General features: G+C 42.6%; 11 protein-coding genes. 6 read left to right on the top strand and 5 right to left on the bottom strand.

Annotation, left to right across the window (positions count from 1 at the left end):
• Positions 1-623: 623 nt before the first annotated feature.
• The 5 genes from ACM0OZ_RS29870 to ACM0OZ_RS29850 all read left to right on the top strand — a co-directional run bounded on the left by ACM0OZ_RS29870 (position 624) and on the right by ACM0OZ_RS29850 (position 18,668).
• Complete coding sequence (locus tag ACM0OZ_RS29870; protein WP_414586469.1) at positions 624-782, top strand: hypothetical protein; 159 nt, start codon at positions 624-626, stop codon at positions 780-782.
• 194 nt (positions 783-976) lie between these two features.
• Positions 977-7,609 carry an amino acid adenylation domain-containing protein gene (locus tag ACM0OZ_RS29865; protein ID WP_414586468.1) on the top strand — a complete coding sequence of 2,211 codons (6,633 nt, stop codon included), beginning with the start codon at positions 977-979 and terminating at the stop codon, positions 7,607-7,609.
• Between the two features lie 185 nt (positions 7,610-7,794).
• Complete coding sequence (locus ACM0OZ_RS29860) at positions 7,795-12,474, top strand: SDR family NAD(P)-dependent oxidoreductase (protein WP_414586467.1); 4,680 nt, start codon at positions 7,795-7,797, stop codon at positions 12,472-12,474.
• Positions 12,471-17,129, top strand: a complete 4,659-nt coding sequence (locus tag ACM0OZ_RS29855) for an amino acid adenylation domain-containing protein (protein WP_414586466.1) — start codon at positions 12,471-12,473, stop codon at positions 17,127-17,129. Before ACM0OZ_RS29860 ends, ACM0OZ_RS29855 begins: the two co-directional genes overlap by 4 nt.
• Before the next feature lie 216 nt (positions 17,130-17,345).
• Positions 17,346-18,668, top strand: a complete 1,323-nt coding sequence (locus ACM0OZ_RS29850) for an MFS transporter (protein ID WP_414586465.1) — start codon at positions 17,346-17,348, stop codon at positions 18,666-18,668.
• Positions 18,669-18,917: 249 nt separating this feature from the next.
• Here ACM0OZ_RS29850 and ACM0OZ_RS29845 read toward each other — a convergent pair whose 3' ends face one another.
• The 5 genes from ACM0OZ_RS29845 to ACM0OZ_RS29825 form a co-directional block, all read right to left on the bottom strand.
• Positions 18,918-19,070 carry a hypothetical protein gene (locus ACM0OZ_RS29845; RefSeq protein ID WP_332994416.1) on the bottom strand — a complete coding sequence of 51 codons (153 nt, stop codon included), beginning with the start codon at positions 19,068-19,070 and terminating at the stop codon, positions 18,918-18,920.
• 768 nt (positions 19,071-19,838) lie between these two features.
• Positions 19,839-20,480, bottom strand: a complete 642-nt coding sequence (locus ACM0OZ_RS29840; RefSeq protein WP_414586464.1) for a class I SAM-dependent methyltransferase — start codon at positions 20,478-20,480, stop codon at positions 19,839-19,841.
• Positions 20,481-20,618: 138 nt separating this feature from the next.
• On the bottom strand, positions 20,619-21,011 hold the full coding sequence (locus ACM0OZ_RS29835; protein ID WP_414586463.1) for a VanZ family protein: 393 nt from the start codon (positions 21,009-21,011) through the stop codon (positions 20,619-20,621).
• A gap of 132 nt (positions 21,012-21,143) precedes the next feature.
• Entirely contained in the window at positions 21,144-21,404 is a 261-nt protein-coding gene (locus ACM0OZ_RS29830) for a hypothetical protein (RefSeq protein ID WP_041032804.1), read from the bottom strand.
• A 176-nt stretch (positions 21,405-21,580) separates the two neighbouring features.
• Positions 21,581-21,781: a hypothetical protein gene (locus ACM0OZ_RS29825; RefSeq protein WP_414586461.1), complete on the bottom strand. Its 201-nt coding sequence runs from the start codon at positions 21,779-21,781 to the stop codon at positions 21,581-21,583.
• A gap of 108 nt (positions 21,782-21,889) precedes the next feature.
• Here ACM0OZ_RS29825 and ACM0OZ_RS29820 point away from each other — a divergent pair, with 108 nt between their 5' ends.
• A complete protein-coding gene (locus ACM0OZ_RS29820) occupies positions 21,890-22,264 on the top strand; it encodes a DUF4870 domain-containing protein (protein ID WP_414586460.1) in 375 nt (124 codons plus the stop codon).
• The last annotated feature ends 254 nt before the right edge of the window (positions 22,265-22,518 follow it).

Raw genomic sequence — 22,518 nt, 5'->3', positions numbered from 1 at the left:
AGCCAAGTAGAACTTCGGGACTAAATCCGAAGCAGAATTATTGAGTTTTTATAAAATGACTCTTTAGTAAATTATTTGTATTTGCAGCAACCGTGTCAAACGACAAGTTGTCAAACTTGAATGGGAGCGAGCAAAAAATATTTTTTTATTACTATGCCCTATAGGGGCATAGTAATGTACAGAAAACTTTGCTATAGAGCGCTGACGATGCGCTAAGTTAGAACGAAAAAACTACAGATAATACCATTTCATCTTTGCTCAATGCAATTCTTTTTATAAGGCAATACAACAAGCTTTACAGTATCCCAGTTACAATCCAAGTATTGCCCTGCTAACTTTGAAAATCATTATCAATAAGTTAAGAATTGATAGTAAATATTAATGAAGAAATTAATGAGAAAAAACCGAATTGAGCCTGAAAAGCTTTCGTGAAAAAGGAATAGAGACTATTAAGAAAGATGTCGAAAAGGGATGCTGCGGTTTTAAAGTAAAAAATTCTACAAATTATTGTTTGGTTTAGGACTTGTAAATTGTAAGACAGGTGATATGGTGATATTATGACTTTGGCTAACAGCAAGCTAAACCTCAGAGTGAGGAAATAAGTATGCCGATTCAAATTAGAGATGAAGCAATTTACAACTTGCTGCAAAAAATCTATCGAAGCGATCGCACTTAAAAAGACGTCGCCGTTCGAGCGATCGCCCAACCAAGTTTTTGGATTTGCTAAGTTTTTTGAGCTAAAAAACTGTAAAGCATTATATCAATACCAACTTTTCAGGTAATGCTTGCGCTAACTAACAGGGAGGCGTTCTCAACAGCATAAGTCTAAAAAACTTCGACTTTAGAGTAATCAATACCTACGGCGCAAATAGGAGCAATTGCCTCACTGGATTACTCTTTCAAAATCCGAATTTACAGAACACAAAGCTTATATACTCTGATTAAATAAAAATTAATTTACCGCAAAGCTTTTCTCATGATTGAACTAGAAGAGCGCCAGATTCTGCTGGAGTCTTATCTGCAAGCGCAGGTGGCTAAAATGCTGAAAATTGCTTTATCTCAAGTGGATCTTCAGCAACCTTTGAACAGTTTGGGACTCGACTCCTTGAGCCGAGTCGAGCTAAAAAACTGCATTGAGACTGACCTTGGAGTCATTGTATCTCTCGCTGACTTTCCACCAGATTCTAACCTTGCCCAGCTAGCAATGCACGTACTCAAACAGCAGAATGAAACTCAGGTTAATTACCCAGAAAATTCGTGTATTCATCAGCTATTTGAGGCTCAGGTAGAGCGGACACCGGAAGCTGTTGCGGTTATCTTTGAAGACGTAGAGACAAGGGTTATCAGGTCTCTATCCTATCGAGAGTTGAATCAATGCGCTAATCAACTAGCACATTACTTGCAAAGGCAGGGAGTAGGGTCAGAAACACTGGTTGGCATCTGCGTAGAGCGCTCTCTAGAGATGATTGTAGGACTGCTGGGTATTCTCAAAGCGGGTGGAGCTTACGTACCTCTAGATCCAACATATCCAAAAGAGCGCTTAGCTTTTATGTTGGAAGATGCCTGTGTACCGATACTGCTGACTCAGGCGCAGCTAGTTGCAGAACTCCCTGCACATAAAGCTAAGGTAGTGTGTCTGGACTCAGACTGCGGCGTTATGGTACACGAGAGCAACGAAAACCCTCTCAGTACAGTAAGTTCAGAAAACTTAGCTTACACGATCTATACTTCAGGCTCCACGGGTAGACCCAAGGGAGTTATGGTAACGCATAACAACTTAGTTTATTCGACTGTTGCTCGTACTTTCTATTACCAAGAACCCGTTAAAAATTTCCTGTTGGTTTCATCCTTTGCCTTTGATAGTTCAGTTGCAGTCATCTTCTGGACGCTCTGCTTTGGAGGAACTCTTGTACTCCCTAAAGAGGGTTTGCACAAAGACATCTTGCAGTTAACAAAGTTAATATCTCAATATCAAATAACCCATTGGTTAAGCGTTCCTTCTCTCTACAAAGCCTTACTAACTCATGGGTCGTTACAGCAGCTTGTTTCCCTGCGTACCGTTATTGTAGCGGGAGAGCTTTGTTCGAGAGAGTTAGTCGATCGCCATTATCAAATACTTCCGCAAACAACTTTATTTAACGAATATGGACCGACAGAGGCAACTGTTTGGAGTAGCGTATATCGTTGTCAAAGCGATGAGTTGAAGAGTTCAATTCCTATCGGTCGCGCAATTGCCAATACTCAAATTTATCTACTAGATGAGCAGTTAAATCCTGTACCTGTTGGAGTACCGGGTGAATTATACATAGGCGGAGCAGGCGTGGCTAGAGGCTACCTTAACAGACCAGAATTAACTGCTGAAAAGTTCATATCAAACCCTTTGTCTGAGATGAGGAAATGGAGAGAACTACCAATACCCCAATCACCAATCACCAATCACCATTACCCAGTCCCCAGACTTTATAAAACTGGAGATTTGGCGCAGTATCTTCCAGAGGGAAACATTGAGTTTTTAGGTCGCATTGACCAACAGGTAAAGATACGCGGTTTTCGTATCGAAGTAGGGGAAATTGAAGCTATTCTTGCAAAACATCCCTACGTGCAAGAAGTGGTAGTTTTGGCTCAAAAGGATGTCTCTGGTGAACAACGCTTGGTGGCATATTTGGTGTCATCAGAGCTTAGTATCAGTGAATTGCGTCACTTTTTGAGCGAAAAGCTACCGGACTACATGGTGCCTTCAGCTTTTGTATTCCTTGAGGCACTGCCTTTAACTCCCAACGGCAAGGTGGATCGCCTTGCATTGCCTGTTCCCGATTTTACGCGATCGCATTTGGCGAAAGCTTTCGTAGCACCTCGCTCTGAGTCAGAGAAAGTGTTAGCCGAAATTTGGGCACAAGTTCTTGGCATTGAACGGGTTGGCATTCACGATAATTTCTTTGAGTTAGGAGGACACTCGCTACTAGCAACGGAACTGCTGCTCCAAGTACATGATACTTTCGGTGTGGAACTAACTTTGCAACGCCTGTTGGAATTATCCACCGTTGATAGTTTGGCAGCTTGGATTGAACAAAATGCAGTTAAGCAGAAAATTGTCAGTACAAATGTCAGTACAATATTTGCGATCGCTTCTAATGAAAACCAGCGGTATCAACCTTTCCCACTCACTGATGTTCAACAAGCTTACTGGCTCGGTCGCAGTAAGATGTTTGAACTGGGTAACGTGGCAGCTCACTTTTATTTAGAGACGGAAAGCGTTGATTTAGACTTGGAACGGTACAACAAAGCTTGGCAGCGATTAATCGAACGTCATGAAATGCTGCGAGCGATCATCCTACCTTCTGGAGAACAGCAAATTCTGGACTCTGTACCACCTTATGAAATTCAAGTCTTGGATCTGCGTGGAGAAATTCCAGAGGTAGTCGCTTCTCAATTAGAGACTATTCGCCAAGAGATGTCGCATCAACTGTTGCCTACTGACACTTGGCCCTTGTTTGACATTCGCGCTTCTGTTTTGGACGACAGACGCATTCGACTGCACATCAGCTTTGATTTGTTAATTGGTGACTACTGGAGTTTTCAGATTCTTGGCAAGGAACTTTTTGAACTTTATCAAAATCTCGATACTTCCTTGCCTCCACTATCTGTGTCATTCCGAGATTACGTTAATACTTGTGTGGTGCTGCAAAATTCTTTGCAGTATCAACGTTCAAAAGAGTATTGGCTCAACAGATTACCATCTTTACCACCCGCACCCGAATTACCCCTACAGAAACATCCCAGTGCGATTGCTCCTCAGCGGGAGAAAAGCGCCATTACTCATCCCCGGTTTGTGCGCCAGAGTGCAAAGCTAGAACCCCTCTTTTGGCAACAACTGAAAACACGCGCTTCTCAAATAGGCTTAACTCCTTCAGGAGTGCTTTTAGCAGCCTTTGCTGAAGTTCTAACTATTTGGAGTAAAAATCCTCGATTTACAATTAATCTCACTTTATTTAATCGTCTACCGCTGCATCCCCAAATCAACGAAATTGTTGGCGACTTCACCACATTAAGCTTACTGACTGTAGACAACTCTAATCCTAATTCGTTTGAAATTCGCGCCCAACGAATACAACAGCAACTTTGGTCAGATTTAGACCATCGCTACTTTGATGGAGTTCAAGTATTGCGGGAATTAACACGCACCCAAAGATGGGAATCAAAAGCGTTAATGCCAGTTGTATTTACCAGTACACTGTCTTTACCAACAGCCAGTACAGATGTCGATCCATTGGCAAGATTTGGAGAAGTTGTTCACAGCATCACCCAGACGCCTCAAGTGTGGCTAGACCATCAAGTTTATGAGGAAGCTGGAACTTTGATGTTTAATTGGGATGCTGTTGAAGAACTCTTCCCCCCAGGTCTTCTCGACGATATGTTTGCGGCTTATTGTAATCTTTTGCAGCGTTTAGCAACTAACAAGTCAGCGTGGGTAGAAACCAGAAGGCAACTGTTACCAAATGCCCAAATTGAGCTTTTTGAAGCTATTAACACTACAACAGCACCACTGTCAACTCAACTGCTACACACTTTATTTGAGGCACAGGTAAAACAGCGTCCGCATCATTTGGCTATTGTCGCACCCGAGGGCAGTTTCACCTATCAAGAGTTATTTGAATACTCGAATGCGCTAGGTTATCGTTTACGACAATTAGGCACACAACCCAATACTTTGGTAGCCATTGTCATGGAAAAAGGATGGGAGCAAGTGGTAGCTGTTTTAAGCATTTTAGCCTCTGGTGCTGCCTACGTACCCATCGACCCAGCATTACCGAATGAGCGGCTTACGCATTTACTACAACAAGCAGAAGTCAGCTTAGTTTTAACCCAATTAAAACTGAATCAAACCTTAGAGTTACCTTCTTTTGTAAAGCGAATTTGTGTAGACATCGAAGAACCACTATCTGAAAAACACCAGCCTTTGCATCCGGTACAGCAACCCGAAGATTTAGCCTATGTTATCTACACTTCTGGTTCTACCGGGATGCCTAAAGGGGTGATGATAGACCATCGCGGTGCAGTTAATACCATCTTGGATATGAATCAGCGTTTTGGTGTTAACCCGTGCGATCGCGTCTTGGCGCTTTCTTCTCTGTGCTTTGACCTGTCAGTTTACGACATTTTCGGCACTTTAGCTGCTGGGGCAACAATTGTCATTCCAAAAACAGAGGCTTCTAAAGATCCCTCAATCTGGTGGAATTTGATTGAAAAACAGCGGGTGACAATTTGGAATTCAGTACCCGCCTTAATGCAGATGTTGGTGGAATATGCTTCAGGACGTATCTCAGTTTTGGATTGTTTGCGCTTAGTTCTGTTAAGTGGAGATTGGGTACCATTGACTTTACCCGATCAAATTAAAACCGTAGCTAAAAACGTCCAAGTTATCAGTTTAGGAGGCGCTACCGAAGCATCAATTTGGTCGATTCTCTACCCCATAGAAAGTGTAGACCCGTCTTGGAAAAGTATTCCCTACGGGCGTCCGATGCTTAACCAACAATTCTATGTACTTAACGAATCTTTGGAACCGTGTCCTGTATGGGTGCCGGGACAGTTATACATTGGTGGAATTGGTTTAGCTAAAGGTTATTGGCGGGATGAAGAAAAGACTGCTGCTAGCTTCATCACTCATCCGGTAACTAAAGCAAAACTTTACCGCACTGGCGACCTCGGTTACTACTTACCAGATGGCAACATTTCGTTCATTGGGCGAGAAGATTACCAGGTCAAAATTGGTGGATATCGCATCGAATTAAAAGAAATTGAAGCTGCTTTAATGGAACATCCGGCAGTACATCAAGCTGTCGTCGCGGCAGTTGGTGAACAGCAAAACAATAAGCAGCTAGTAGCTTATGTACTTCCAGAACGAGAACAAGGATTCACCCTTTTTGAAGTGGAAGGTACAAATTTTTCAGAGATTCAACAAGTTTGGAAATCTCTGGTGAATTCAGCTTCTCAACAAGCTGAAAAAGAACCAGAAGGAGTCAATATTCAAACTCTATCAGCTTTCTTGCAAGCTATAGAGCATTTGAGTACTACCTATATACGTTCTACCTTAACCAGTTTGGGTGTTTATATCCACCCCCAAGAAAAGCATTCTCTAGATAGTTTAATGAATCGATGTCAGATTCAGCCTTACTATCGAAAACTATTAGGGCAGTGGTTAAGCGTCCTGGAAAAAGAAAAGCTATTGCAGCGAGAAGGACAAGATACTTTTGTCAACCATATTCCCTTACAAACCGATTCTCTAAATACTATTTGGAACGAGGTTAAGCAATATGCCAACTCGATTCCTCAAGGGCAGAATTTTCTGAATTATATTGAGCGTCATCTCAATAATCATTCGGCACTGCTAAAAGGACAAATAGACCCGCTGGATTTATTATTTCCTGACGGTTCTTTAGACACGGTAGAAAGTCTATATCAATCCTTTCCTACTGCTGCCTATTTCAACAGTCTTGCTAGGGAAGTCGTGAGGTCTTTGGTAAAAACATTGCCTCCGGGAAAACCACTCAGAATTCTGGAAATTGGGGCAGGCATAGGTGGCACAACTGCATCGCTGCTGCCAGTGTTGCCACGCGAGCGCACACTTTACACTTACACTGATGTTTCTGCATTTTTCAGTAATTTGGCTAAGAAAAAATTCAGAGAATATTCCTTTGTTGAATACAAGCGACTGGATATCGACCAAAACCCGCAGGAGCAAGGCTATCAATTGCAAAGTTTTGATTTGATTGTAGCCGCCAATGTTTTGCACGTCGCCCGCAACTTAGGAACAACTTTGTCCTATATCCGCTCTCTTTTAGCTCCCCAAGGTTTACTTTTATTAGTTGAGTTAACAGAGTATAGCCGTTCAGCCATGACGACTATGGGATTTGTCAAAGGCTTCAGCAATTATGAAGATGAAAGAACGCAAGAAAACTTACCTACTTTATCAGTAAAGCAATGGCAAAGCATTTTACAATTGAATGCGTTTGAAGACTTTGTTGCCTTCCCACAATCCGGTTCCCTTAATGATTTGTTTGGGCAACATTTAATAATTGCTCGACAACCTTTTTCTGAAAAGCGCTTGAAGCAAGATGAATTGCGGAATTTTCTTCAGAAAAAGCTACCTGAGTATATGGTTCCTTCTGCCTATATATCCCTTAATACTTTGCCGCTAAATTCTAACGGAAAGGTAGATAGGCAAGCTCTTACCAAACTGAGTCCAATCAAACTAAATCCAAACAAAGCTTTTGTAGCTCCTCGAAATACACTAGAGCAAATAATTGCTGGCATTTGGACTCAAATACTTAACTTACAAAGTGCTGTGGATATTCACCATAACTTCTTCGAGTTGGGCGGAAATTCTTTAAAGGCAATTCAAATTTATAACAAGCTGCAAGAAAAACTGGAAACGGAATTTCCAGTAGTCACAATGTTTGAACATCCAACAGTTAGCGCTTTAGCACAAGCTTTAAGTCGAAAAGAAACGAGAAATACTGTTTTCAAAGAAGGTTACGACCGAGGGCAGAAGCGAAAAGAAGCGGCTTTACAAAAACAACGAAGTAGCAAGAATAAGTTGAGTAGCATTTAGCTCCTGAAAAAGAATACAACAATCCTAACTACTCCCTTCCCATTATAAGATTACCTATCTTTTTCTTTCTTGGCGCTCTTGGCGTCTTGGCGGTTAATTCATTTCAAACCCTTCATAAATCAAATCGAACCACCGTATTCCTTCGCTCAAATCGTATAGATTTTTCAAGAAATCGGAGAAAAGCCGTGATAAATCAAGAAGAAATAGATTTGACCGGAATAGCCATTATTGGCATGGCAGGTCGTTTTCCCAAAGCCAAAAATATTGAAACATTTTGGCATAACCTAAAAAACGGCATACAATCAATTTCAGTCTTTTCTTCTGAGGAGATGGAGGAAAATATAGACCCCGCCATTGTAAAAAATCCTCAGTTTGTCAAAGCAGGATACATCTTAGAAGATGTAGATCTATTCGATGCTCAATTCTTTAGGATAACTCCCAAAGAAGCTGAAATTATAGATCCCCAACAGCGGATCTTTTTGGAGTGCGCTTGGGAGGCTTTGGAAAATGCTGGCTATACTCCTGAAAATTATCAAGGGGCAATTGGTGTTTACGCTGGTTCAGGGATTAACACTTATTCATTACTCAACTTGGCATCACAATGGAAACTGGGAAAGCCTTCAGAATTTGTTGAAGTTTTGATTGGTAACGATAAAGATTATCTAGCTACCCGCGTTTCTTACAAATTAAACCTTAACGGTCCTAGTATTTGCGTTCAAACTGCCTGTTCTACTTCATTAGTTGCTGTAAACTTGGCTTGTCAAAGCTTACTCGATTATCAATGCGATATGGCTTTGGCTGGTGGAGTTTCAATTAAAGTTCCGCAAAAACTCGGTTATCTTTATCAAGAAGGAGGAGCTGTTTCCCCAGACGGACATTGCCGCGCATTTGATGCTCAAGCACAAGGAACTGTTGGCGGTAATGGATTAGGAATTGTTGTTTTGAAGCGATTGCAAGATGCTCTTGCAGATGGCGATCGCATTCATGCGGTCATCAAAGGTTCTGCCATCAATAATGACGGATCTGCCAAAGTTGGTTACACAGCACCCAGCGTTGACGGACAGGCAAAAGCGATCGCAGAAGCTTTGTCTGTGGCAGGAGTGGAACCCGAAACTATTAGCTATATCGAAGCTCACGGAACCGGAACTCCCTTAGGCGATCCAATTGAAATTGCTGCTCTTTCCAAAATTTTTCCCACCAATCCTAATAAAAAACCCTACTGTGCTATCGGTTCTGTCAAAACTAATATCGGGCATTTAGATGCAGCTGCTGGTATCGCTGGTTTAATTAAAACTGTTTTATCTCTCAAACATAAATTACTACCGCCCACCCTGCATTTTGAGAAGCCAAATCCTCAAATAGATTTCGCTAACAGCCCATTTTACGTCAACACTTCTTTATCTGAATGGAAAGCAAACGGCACTCCCCGTCGTGCAGGTATTAGTTCCTTTGGCTTCGGGGGAACTAACACTCATATAGTTTTGGAGGAAGCGCCTCTTGAACATAATTCTAGCGGTGCAGAGGTGCAGGGCAGAAAGTATCAATTATTGTTACTTTCTGCCAAAACTCCAACAGCTTTGGATACTGCTACTGCAAATTTAGCTGCACACTTTAAACAGCATCCTGATATTAATCTTGCCGATGCAGCTTACACATTACAAGTGGGTCGCAGCGTTTTCAATTATCGCCGGATGTTGGTGTGCCAAAACGTTGAAGATGCCGTAAATGCACTCTCAAATTTGAATTTGCAGCAATCCTATCACTCGCAAAAGCCAAGCGAAAGACCAATTGTATTTATGTTTCCCGGTCAAGGAGCGCAATATGTAAATATGGCGCGGGAACTCTACGAAACTGAGCCAACTTTTCGAGAGGAAGTCGAGTGCTGCTGTCAACTGCTACAACCTCATCTAAATTTAGATTTGCGGCAAGTGCTGTATCCAGACGAGTCAAATATGGATAAGGCAACACAGCAACTAAAACAGACGGCGATTGCACAACCAGCATTATTTGTCATTGAATACGCTTTGGCTAAGTTGTGGATGTCGTGGGGAGTGCAACCTCAAGCTGCGATCGGTCACAGCATCGGAGAATATGTAGCTGCTTGCCTGGCTGGTGTATTTTGTTTAGAAGATGCCTTGGCGTTGGTGGCAGCTAGAGGAAAATTGATGCAGCAATTGCCTCCTGGCTCGATGCTTTCTGTTTCTTTATCAGCAGCAGAAGTACAACCTTTTTTAAAAGAAGGGCTTTCCTTGGCGGCAATTAACGCACCATCTCGATGTGTTGTTTCTGGTACAGTAGAAGCGATCGCCCAACTAGAGGATGAGTTGGCGGCGAAAAGTTTGGAACTAAGTCGCTTACATACCTCCCATGCTTTTCATTCTTCTGTGATGGATTCTATTTTAGATCCATTCACCGAACTGGTAAAAAAAGTTAAGCTGAACCCCCCTGAAATTCCCTTTTTGTCCAATCTTACTGGCACCTGGATATCAGCAGCAGAAGCAACAAGTCCCAGCTATTGGGCGAAACATTTGCGCCATACGGTACAGTTTTCTTCTGGAATACAGGAGTTGTTGAAATCAGAACGAATTTTATTAGAAGTTGGACCAGGTCGAACATTAAGCACTTTAGCAAAACAGCATCAAGGACAGATAACCGGACAAATTGTGCTTTCTTCGTTACGACATCCCAAAGAAGAACAGTCAGATGTAGCATTTTTATTAAATACTTTAGGCAGACTTTGGCTTGAGGGTACGCTAATAGATTTCTCGAAATTTTACGCATACGAAAAACGCCATCGCTTACCCTTACCAACTTATCCATTTGAACGTCAGCGTTATTGGATTGAACCGAAAAAGTTATCTAACGCTGAAACTAATAGCTCAGTATCATTAAGCAAAAAGCCTGACATTTCCGACTGGTTTTATATCCCATCGTGGAAACGTTCTATTGCACCTAACTTATTTCAACCAGGAGAATTAGAAAGCGTAAAACGTTGCTGGTTAATGTTTATGGATGAATGCGGTTTGGGAGAGCAAATTGCCAAACTTTTGGAACAAGAAAAGCAAACTGTTATCAAAGTGATGATTGGGGAGGAGTTTCGCAAAGTTGATGATGGTGTCTATACTATCAATCCGCGATCGCGCCAGGATTACGATCGCTTACTAAAAGAACTTTGCACATTAAGTAAAATTCCCCAAATAGTTGCACACCTGTGGAGTATTCAACCGCTTCAGCAGAAACAATCTGAAATTGAATTTTTTGAAAGCTCTCAGGAACTCGGTTTTTACAGTCTACTTTATCTTGTGCAAGCATTTAAAGATAGAAATCTTACCGATTCTTTGCAAATCAAAGTTGTGTCAGCGAATATGCAGGGAGTGACTGAAGAAGAGGTACTTTGTCCAGAAAAGGCGACTGTCTTAGGTGCGTGCAAGGTTATTCCTCAAGAATACAGCAATATAACTTGCCGCAGCATTGATATCGTACTTCCTGAAATCAAAACTTACCAGGACAATAAGCTAATAAATCAACTCATAGCCGAATTTACAGCAGCAGAGCAGTCTGACTTAGTTGTTGCTTACCGTGGAAATCATCGATGGGTGCAAACTTTTGAAGCAATACGACTGGATGATAAAGCTGGGAGCAAAATAAGGTTGCGCCAAGGTGGAGTCTATCTTATCACAGGTGGACTGGGAGGTCTTGGTTTGGTACTTGCCGAACATCTAGCAAAAACCGTGCAAGCCAAACTAATATTAGTTGGGCGATCGCCTTTTCCCAAAAAAGACGAGTGGGAAAAATGGCTGCAAACTCACGATTCTCAGGATGAAATCAGCCGCAAGATTCAGAAATTGCAAACACTTGAAAAACTGGGTGCCGAAGTTTTGGTCAAGAACGCAGATGTGGGCGATTGCAACCAAATGCAAGCAGTCATTACCCAGATATACGAACGATTTGGTCTTCTTCATGGAGTTATTCACGCCGCAGGAATTGTCAGAGAAAAGTCATTTCGCTCTATTCAAGAAACAGATAAAACTGAGTGCGAGCAGCAGTTTCAGGCTAAAGGACGCGGACTTATAGTATTAGAACAAGAATTGCAGGGAAGAAAACTTGATTTTTGTCTATTGGTATCTTCCCTATCATCTGTTTTAGGAGGATTAGGTTGTGTAGCCTACTCTGCCGCCAACATATTCGTGGATGCTTTTGCTTATAAGTGCAACCAAACCCACTCTTTTCCTTGGCTGAATGTAAATTGGGACAACTGGCAATTTAAAGAAGAAAAACCAACAACGACAGCTTTAGGAGCAAGTATGGCTGAATTAACCATGACACTTGGAGAAGGAGTAGAGGTTTTACAACGTATTTTAGCCATAAATGCGCCCACTCAAATTGTCATTTCCACAGGAGATTTAAAAGCTAGGATTGACCAATGGATTAACTTTAAACCTTTACAAAAAGTCAAAGATTCCCAAGAACTCAATTCATCGTCGAGCCATCCTAGACCGAGTTTATCAAATTCCTACGTTGCTCCGAGAAATGAGGTTGAAGAAACTGTTACTGAGATTTGGGAAAAATTGCTTGGTATCAAACAAATAGGCATATACGATAACTTTTTTGAACTAGGGGGAGACTCTTTGCTTGCCTTGCCGTTAGTTTCTAGGTTGCGTGACACCTTCCAGGTAGAACTACCTCTGCGTACTCTTTTTAAAGCAACCAATGTGGCAGATTTGTCGCACGCCATTATCACTAACGAACCAAAGCCAGGACAAATCGAAAAGATTGCTAAAGCTTTAAAAAGGCTCAAGAATATGTCTGCTCAAGACATCAGACAGACGCTTCAGGAGAAGAAAAGAGGAGCTAGAATTTCATGAATATCAAAAGCTTTGCAGACGGAACTGAACTTTCTACTGAAGAGCGCGATCTTCTGGCATATTTACTTGAAGAGGAAGGAATAGAACTTTCGCAAACGCAACCACTTCCTCCTATAGTGTCCGATCCAGAAAAACGGCACCAACCTTTTCCGCTGACTAATATTCAACAAGCTTACTGGATCGGTCGCAGTGAAGCGCTGGAATTGGGCAATGTAGCAGCTCATGCTTACTGGGAAATTGAAAGCATCAATTTAGATTTAGAAAGATATGAAAAAGCTTGGCAGCGGTTAATCGAACGTCACGAAATGCTGCGAGCGATTGTCTTACCTTCTGGAGAACAGCAAATTCTGGACTCTGTACCACCTTATCAAATTCAAGTCTTGGATCTGTGCAAAGAAAGTCCAGAGGTAGCAGCTTCCCAATTGGAAGCGACTCGCCAGGAAATGTCTCATCAAATACTGCCAACCGATCAATGGCCTTTATTTGACATTCGTGTTTCTATATTAAATGAACGGTGCATTCGGCAACATATCAGCTTCGACTTGTTAATTGGCGATGATTGGAGTCTGCAAGTTTTATTACAAGAACTTTGGGAACTCTACCAAGATGTCGATACTCCTCTAGGTGCGATCGCGGTATCGTTCCGAGATTATGTTCTCGCTTGTGTCGCGCTGCAAGGTTCTTGCGAGTATGAGCGATCGCGGGACTATTGGCTGAGGCGAATTCATACCCTACCACCCGCACCCGAATTACCTTTGGCAAAACATCCCAGCTTGCTACATTCCCCTCGGTTTGTGCGTCGGAGTGCAACGCTACAACCAGAAATCTGGCAACAACTGAAAACACGAGCAAATCAAGCAGGTTTAACGCCATCAGGAGTGCTATTAGCTGCTTTTGCCGAAGTTCTGAGTGTCTGGAGCAAATGTCCCCGATTTACCATCAACCTAACGCTATTTAATCGCCTACCCCTACATCCCCAAATCAACGAAATTGTTGGTGACTTCACCTCATTAAGCTTACTTGCCATAGACAACTCAACTTTAGATTCGTTTGAAACCCATGCTCGAAACATACAAGAGCAACTTTGGGAAGATTTAGATCATCGCTACTTTGACGGAGTGCAGGTGTTGCGAGAATTGGCTCGCATCCAAACTCAGGAGTCAAAAGCTCTGATGCCAGTCGTATTTACCAGCACCCTTACTTTAACAGAAGCCGGACAGAATACTGACCCATTCGCCCCATTTGGCTCGGTAGTTTACAGCATCACCCAGACACCTCAAGTTTTGCTAGATCATCAAGTTTATGAGGAAGAAGAAACTTTAGTTTTTAACTGGGATGCTGTCGAGGAACTTTTCCCCGGTGGGCTTCTTTCTGATATGTTTGAAGCTTATTGTGGTTTTCTGTTTCGTTTGGCTAATGATGAATCGGTTTGGTTGAAAACCAGACGGCAACTGTTACCAAATGCCCAAATTGAGCTTTTTGAAGCTATCAATAGCACCACGCTACCAGTACCAGATTTGCTGCTACACACTTTATTTGAGGCTCAGGTAAAACAGCATCCCCATCATGCCGCCATTATTGCACCAAAGCGCACCTTGACTTACCAAGAGTTGCATAGCCTTTCACAGGCATTGGGACACCGACTGCGGCACTTGGGTGCAAAGCCAAACACTCTGGTGGCTGTCGTTATGGAGAAAGGATGGGAGCAAGTCGTAGCTGTTTTGGGCATCTTAGCTGCTGGTGCTGCCTACGTACCCATCGACCCAGGATTGCCTAATCAGCGGCTTACGCATTTACTACAACAAGCACAAGTCAGCTTAGTTTTAACCCAATTAAAACTGAATCAAACCTTAGAGTTACCTTCTTTTGTAAAGCGAATTTATGTAGACATAAAAGAACTGCTATCTGAAAAACACCAGCCTTTGCATCCGGTACAGCAACCCGAAGATTTAGCCTATGTTATCTACACTTCTGGTTCTACCGGGATGCCTAAAGGAGTGATGATAGACCATCGCGGAGCAGTTAACACCATCCTCGATATCAATAAACGTTTTGATGTTAACTCATCTGACCGAGTATTCGCGCTTTCCTCCCTCAGTTTTGACTTGTCGGTCTACGACATTTTCGGTACTTTAGCTGCTGGGGCAACAATTGTCATTCCCCAAGCGAATGCGGCTAAAGACCCATCTCATTGGTTGGATGCGATCGCACACGAGCAAATTACTGTTTGGAACTCAGTACCCGCCTTAATGCAGATGTTAGTGGAATATGCCAATGTGCGACCAGAATTTTCCCTGACCTCTTTACGCCTAGTGCTTCTAAGTGGAGACTGGTTGCCATTACCTCTGACTTCTCGAATTAAAGCTATAGCTAGAAATGCTCAAGTCATCAGTCTAGGAGGTGCTACCGAAGCTTCAATCTGGTCAATTCTTTACCCGATTGAAACTATCGACCCAAGCTGGAAAAGCATCCCCTACGGTTGTCCGATGACCAACCAGCAATTTTACGTCTTGAATGAGGCACTAGAACCTTGTCCTGTATGGGTGCCGGGACAGCTATATATTGGGGGAATTGGTTTAGCAAAAGGTTACTGGCGGGATGAGCAAAAGACTGCTGCCAACTTTATCACTCATCCCGTTACTGGTAGTCGCTTGTACCGTACAGGGGACTTAGGTTGCTATTTACCAAACGGTCAAATTGAGTTTTTAGGACGGGAAGATTACCAGGTTAAAGTCGGCGGATACCGCATTGAGTTAGGAGAAATTGAGGCGGCTTTGGTGCAGCATCCGGCTGTGCATCAAGCTGTCGTTACGGCAGATCAACAGCAAAGCAATAAGCGTTTGGTGGCGTATGTAGTCCCCGTGCAAAAGCCAGCCCCTACCGTTGATGAACTGCGCCACTTCTTGAGCGAGAAACTGCCTGAGTATATGGTGCCTTTTGCGTTCATGGTGTTGGATGCCCTGCCACTGACAGCTAACGGCAAAGTGGATCGGCGGGCATTACCAGCACCTGAGCAAGTCAACAGCGAATTTGAGGTAGGAATTCCTACTCTCACGTCAGCGCGTAGCCGTACTGAATATGTGCCACCTCGCACTCCCATAGAGAAGATACTAACGGAAATTTGGGCTGAGGTACTTGCTGTCAAACCTGTAGGCATTAACGACAACTTCTTTGCCTTGGGTGGAGATTCGATTCTCATTATGCAGACGATCGCTCGTGCCAAGCAAGCAGGTATTCAACTAACACCCAGACAGATGTTTGGGTATCCAACTATTGTTGAAGTAGCAGCAGTAGCTAGCACGGCGACGGCAGTCTGCACCGAACAGGAACCTGTAACGGGTTTGGTTCCCCTCACCCCCATCCAGCACTTTTTATTCGAGCAGGATCTGCCAAACTCTTATCCCTGGAACTTGACGTGGCTGCTGGAGGTGCGGCAAAAAGTAGATGTCTGTGTGCTGGAAGCAGCTTTCCAACATTTACTGCTGTATCACGATGCACTCCGCCTGCGCTTTGAACGAAATGTTTCTGGCTGGGAGCAGTATAACGCCAGTCCTGGGGCGGCGCTCGCTTTTGAGCGAATTAATTTATCGCACGTACCAACGAGCGATCGCCAACAAGCGATCAATGCAACGGCAGCAGAGTTACTGGCTAACTTCAATTTGTCCCAAGAACCACTGATAGGGGTTGTTCTCTTTGAACTTGGTTCCCAAAAGTCAGACCTCCTATTAATAGTTGCCCATCACCTAGTAATTGACGCGGTTTCGATGCGGTTTTTGGTAGAGGATCTCCAAACACTCTATCAGCAGCTCAATAGCGGTCAAGCTATTCAACTTCCCCCCAAGAGTACTTCTTACCAGCAATGGTCTCAACAACTGATCAAATATGCACAGTCGGATAACATTCAGCAAGAGTTGTCTTACTGGCTGGAAACCCTACCCAAACAAGCAAACCCTCTGCCAGTGGACTATCCTGAAGGCATTAATACTGAATGTTCTAGCCGCACTGTTTCCAGGTTTCTCAATGAAAAAGAAACTCATGTGCTGCTGCGGGAGTTTCCTATTTATGGCACTCAAGCTCAAGAGGTGTTGTTGACTAGCTTACTATGTGCCATGTCCCAGTGGACAGGCAAAAGTTCTCTGTTGCTTAACTTCTTGGGTCATGGACGCGAGGAAATCTTAGAAGATATGGATGTATCTCGCACTGTGGGATGGTTTACCAGCATTTACCCTGTGTTTTTAGATATGGGCAATGGAGATACTTTGGAGGATGTGTTGCGATCGGTCAAACAGCAAATTCAGCGCATTCCCAACCGAGGCATCGGCTACGGTATTCTTCGCTATCTTACACCAAATACTCAAGTTGCCGAAAAATTAAGGTCTTTACCTCAAGCTGAAGTTGCCTTCAACTACTTTGGTCAAGTAGATTTTTCTCAAGCTTCTTTATTCCAATTTGCCCCAGAATCTCCCGGAACAATTAGGCAAAAACAAGGAAATCGACCGCATTTACTAGATGTCATCGGGGTAATATCTGAGAACAGCCTGGAGGTAGATTTTATCTATAGTGAAAATGTTTATCGACAGTCCACAATTGAGAGTCTAGCCGAATCTTTGATGGAGACAGTGCGATCGCTCATTTCATTAATCGTTCAGTTGTAGTCTTCCAAAAGCGGGATTGTAATTTATTAGCAATAATACAGCAATTCTATTAAAACAGTGACCAGTACCAGCCGCAGTGACCAGGTAACACGCTCTTGATTTAGACCCCAAGTGAAACGTACCCGGAGCGTGATGGGGGTCTCCTTCCTCCCGCTAAAAATGGTAACTGCTCACTGCTCACTGCAAAAGATGAACCAGTAACAAGAGAGAAATTTGATGAGGAAAGCAAAGCTACTAACTGGCATGAAAGGATTTACAGTCATCTGGTTTGGTCAGGTGATTTCACAGTTGGGTACTGCTATGACCCGCTTTACTCTTACTATATGGACATACACAATAACCGAACAAGCCACAGCTACAGCTTTGGTATTCTTCTGTTCCTTTATGCCATCTATACTACTCAGCCCTATTGCTGGTGCGCTGGTAGATCGCTGGAATCGAAAACTGATTTTATTTATCAGCGACTTGGGCGCAGGTTTGGTAACAATTGGCTTATTAGTACTTTATGCCACTAACAATTTGGAAGTAAAACATCTGTATCTCACGACAGCTATTGCCTCAATATTTGAATCTTTTCAATTTCCAGCTTATTACGCTTCCATATCCATGATGCTGTCAAAAGCTCAATACACTCAAGCTAGCGGTATGCTCTCACTTTTGGAATCTATTTCGGGTGTTACCGCTCCAGTATTGGCAGGCTTTTTGTTTGCGCTTATTGGCATAAAAGGTATTATGACCATTGATATATTAACTTTTCTAGTAGCAATAAGTGCATTGCTTTTCATACATATTCCCCAGCCAGAAAAAACAGCCGTTGAAAAAGTTAGTAGCGTTAGTTTATGGCAAGATTCTATTTACGGATTCCGCTACATTTCTAAGCGTCCCAGCCTTAGCGGACTTGTACTTATTTTCTTCACTATCAACATCACTTTCGGCTTCTACATGGCTTTGTTTGCACCCATGATTTTGGCTCGCTCGAATAACAATCAGGTCATATTTGGAATTGTAAGTTCAGCTTTTGGTATTGGAGGAATAGCTGGCGGTGTGTTGATGAGCTGTTGGGGTGGTCCGACGCGCAAAATACACGGGGTTTTGCTTGGCGTAGCATTTACTAGCCTACTGGGTACAACGCTGATGGGACTGGGACAGAACCTTCCTGTTTGGGCTACAGCCGCCTTTTTTACTAAATTCTTTCCCCCGATTGCATATGGCTGTAATCAAGCTATCTGGCAAGCCAAAGTACCACCCGATTTGCAAGGGCGTGTTTTTGGCGTGCAACGCCAGATAGGAGAAATTACTATGCCTTTAGCCATAATTATTGCAGGACCGCTAGCTGACTACGTTTTTGAGCCAGCAATGCAACCAGGAGGTAGCATTGTACCTATGTTCGGCGGAATCATTGGTATTGGTCCTGGTGCTGGAATGGGTCTAGTCCTTTTTATTCTAGGTTTATTAGGTATATTAATTGGCTTAGGTGGGTATCTCTTCAAAATCATCAAAAATGCAGAGGATATATTGCCCGATAGCAATACCATTTAAACATCACCGTTATTTGTCCAGTAGTATCAAGATGCTGTTGGGCAATATGAGCCTGTCAATCCATCAGTTCCACGTAGGTTGGGGCTTTAAGCGTTCCCACCATTAAAGCTCCCGTCAAATTGCACTCCTGGTTCCCAAACCCCCAAGATATTAATGCGTCTGCCCCGTCGAGGGCGTTGACGAATGGATTTTTGCACCCCTCTGAGAGCATAACTGTATTCTGCAGAACGCACACAGGTACAACCAGACTCATCTAAATACTGAGCGCCGGATCAGTCCTTGCTGTACCCCAAGCTTGAGCGTTTCCCAATCTTTGCACGAATCGGCTACCCAAGCAAGCGAGCGAGTCAGAGCAGGGCGATAGCGGATGCGCTTCCAAGAGTAGCCCCCTTTTTGACTCAATACTTCAACTAATGGCAGCCGAAGCCGACTGTTCTTCCGTTTTTATCAATTCTGTCAATATTTTGTAACTGATAGGCTGCGGGATAGCTATGTTTATTCGGTTATCCTGAAAGTTAGATTCGTAATAACCGAACCTGCGGGGATAGTTCGTGTCTGAGTCGGTCAAGAAAACAGAGTTAACTCTCATCGACATTTAATGAAGGGCTGTGGCATTGGGACAGAAAATCTTGAGCGATTGCCTACGGCACCAGCAGTTCTGAGCGGTATAAATTGTTCACCGAATGCGAGAACCCCTACAAATTACATATTTTGCCTATGACAGTCAAAAACTTCTAGTTGACCGACTCTCCAGACGGAAGGTTTACTGTAGTGTAGCCCACCATAGAGATTGAGTAGCAATTGAGTAGCAGAAATGGGGGCTTTGAGGTGCGATCGCGCTAACCAGAGATGCGATCGCTGACCTGTACCACTGCGGCAAAGATAGGCTTTAAAGGGCGGCTCTCGTCAGAGTTTAAATAATAACAAGCATAAGTTGACCATAGAGAATTACAAGCATAAAGTGACCATTTTGGACAACTTATGCTTGTTGTCCTAAATTGTCCTATTTTCAAGCATAGCTTTGCCGCAACGGCAAATTCAAACTTTAAATTACAGTAATGCGTGTTCTGCGGAAGTCCAGAGGTTAACCATAATATTTTGTGATGATTTTTGAAATCTCTCGCAAAGACGCAAAAACTATTTTAGCGTCAAGCGCCTCTTTGCGCGAAATTATCTTATTGCCACACCGATAATTTGAGGGCTAACAATCGGCACTGGTACTTTAAAATGCTCGTAATTCACACTCTTGAACCCAGCATTTTCTAACGCAATCCAAGTTTCCCGATCTGGATGACAACCATCAGCAAGCACTTTCCAAATTGGGCGAATTGTACTTTGTACCTGTCGCAATAAAGTTCCCTGCGGTGCAGCAACGTGTTCAATAAATAAAAAGCTTCCACCAGGTTTGAGAACTCGTAAAACTTCTTGTAATGTAGCAGCTAAATTCGGCACGGAACACAAAACTAAAGTACTAACCACGGCATCCATGCTGTTATCTTCAGCGTCTATTTGTTCAGCTGTGCTAGTGCGGAGGTCGATGTTGTTGAAACCCAGCTTTTGGGCTTCTTTTTTGAGATAGGAATGCATGAATGGGTTTGGCTCAATTCCTATCAAGTTGATGTCTTTAGGATAGTAGGGTAGGTTAGGACCAGTTCCTGGACCAATTTCTAAAACATTACCATGTAGGTTGGCGAAGAGAGAACGTTTGCGATCGCTAATAAATTTATCGTATACGTCGTCACCTTGAGCCATCAACCAGGCAAATAGACGCTTACCACAGTTGGCGCAAACACAAGGCTGGTTTACGGTCATTTTCCACGTTCCCTAATTTTTCAGTTGCTCTCACACTAAAGTTAGCAATGAAGTCAGCCAGTTGACTCACCTGATTGGGTGATTTTGATTAACAAACCGCAGAGGATACAGAGTAAGAGAAAAAGAGATAATTGCTTTTTAAGTTTGATTTTTTGAGGATTTGTTAATTTTAGTTTTTTCTGCCAAAAATGTAAATAATACTATACCGCAAAAATCAGCTGCTGAGTCAAGTTTATCAAAACCCGCACGCCATATAAATATCTCGATGAACTCGTCTATAAAACTAAACAATAGAACTATAATTGGTGCTATTGGCAGAAAAAATTGAAAAATTTTAATTTTATATTTTTTAATTGATAAATGACCTATGTAAGCAATAAATCCTATGAACAGAAAATGGAAAATTGTATCTATAGGCTGAATTTTTGTGATTTTAGACGGAATAATTTTCAGATAGACGGCAAGAGATATAGCAGCTAGAATTCCCAAGTAGAACCAAAGTGCAAAAAACCAAGAGCGATGAGATGGCATGACAATTATTCTAAAATTCCTATAACTCATTCAAGATAAAAAAGAGCGTTCCGCAAAGGGAACGCTCTTATTCGGAAAAATTTATACTAATTTCATAAATTGGGGTACGCAATACCCGCCATCGTGAAACTATCATGCATGAAGGTTGGCTTGTTCTTGCAACCACGGCTCAACAGGTTGTCCATCTTTGCGACGCAACTCAATTTCAACAACCATAACTGATTTTGAACCGGGAGGTGCAGGTTTTTGATGGAAAAGAATGTCGTAATCTGCGGGATTTTGATTGCGTTCTTTCAACCAATCCTGCACTTTGATTGTGGCGAAAAATGATTGCCCTTGCTCAAACATTTGGGTAATCTGCATTTGAAGTGAGAAGGGATTTAAACGACCCATTGTATACCGCCTTTGTTAAGTAATTTCAAGTTAGGGCTTCACCTTACTTTATGTTATCTCTGCTGCTAGCTTTAACAGATGTATCCATTTAGATGTAAAAATATAATTGAAGTCTGTAAAATTAGTACATATTTACTAAATATTATCTTGCTCGTTTGCTAAAGAGTAAGAAACTGCTAACCAAAAGTGCGATTGGCTTTGCCACTGCCCCGAATCGCAATCGCCTCCGCCTGACACAGAGTGCGATCGCACCTTGCAGTGGCGTTGAAGCAATGAGCGTATTCACGCTTGTTATCTGTAAACTTTTCTTCTACTGTGGAGGTTCGGTAAACCTCATAACGTATAGTTGATGAGTGGCACTCAAAGTTAATCTGCACTCAAGGAAAAGCATAAAAGCTTTCTAAGTACGGTAACCTGCAATGCTAAATCTATTCGGTGACCGTTAAAATCGAAGCAAGAAAGCGAATTGAGGAGCCACCACCAAGATGCAAGTTACATACGATTCTGATAAGCGCAAATTGCTATCATCTCTGTGTCATGGGGCGATTTTCTTTAGTACAGCATTGTTGTCGATTGGGGTTCCAATTGTAATTAACTTAGTTTCCGATGACCCAGTTGTTAAAAGCAACGCCAAAGAATCAATTAATTTTCACTTCAATGTTTGGTTCTGGGCAATCTTAATTGGAGTTCCAATTGGGATTTTATCTTTTCTCACCTTTGGTCTTGGCGGAATTTTGTTCTTCCCCGTTGTTGCTTTTGGCTTTGCACTGCACTGGGGACTGACAATTTGGGCGCTGTTGCACTGTTTCACCAAGCCTGATGAACCGTTCCGTTATCCATTTATTTTTCGAGTTTTCTAATCATACCTACTCAAAATAAAATTAGTTTTTGGAAAAGGGATTGAGACAAGAGTCCCTTTTTTATTTTATCTTCACTGAGAAACCAGAAGAAAATATGTGTATTTAGGAGAATTTTCATCTGCCCTCAAATGCATTAACAGTTACCAGTTACCAGTTATCAGTTATCAGTGAGCCAGCGCTGCAGGAGGGTCTCCCGACCTAGGCGACTGGCGAACCCGAAGGGTTATCAGTTTCATCGTTGGGGGAAACACCAC

It is taken from the genome of Scytonema sp. PCC 10023, assembly GCF_963920835.1.
Classification (GTDB): Bacteria; Cyanobacteriota; Cyanobacteriia; order Cyanobacteriales; family Nostocaceae; genus Kalymmatonema.
This window is presented reverse-complemented; position numbering and strand designations above follow the sequence as displayed.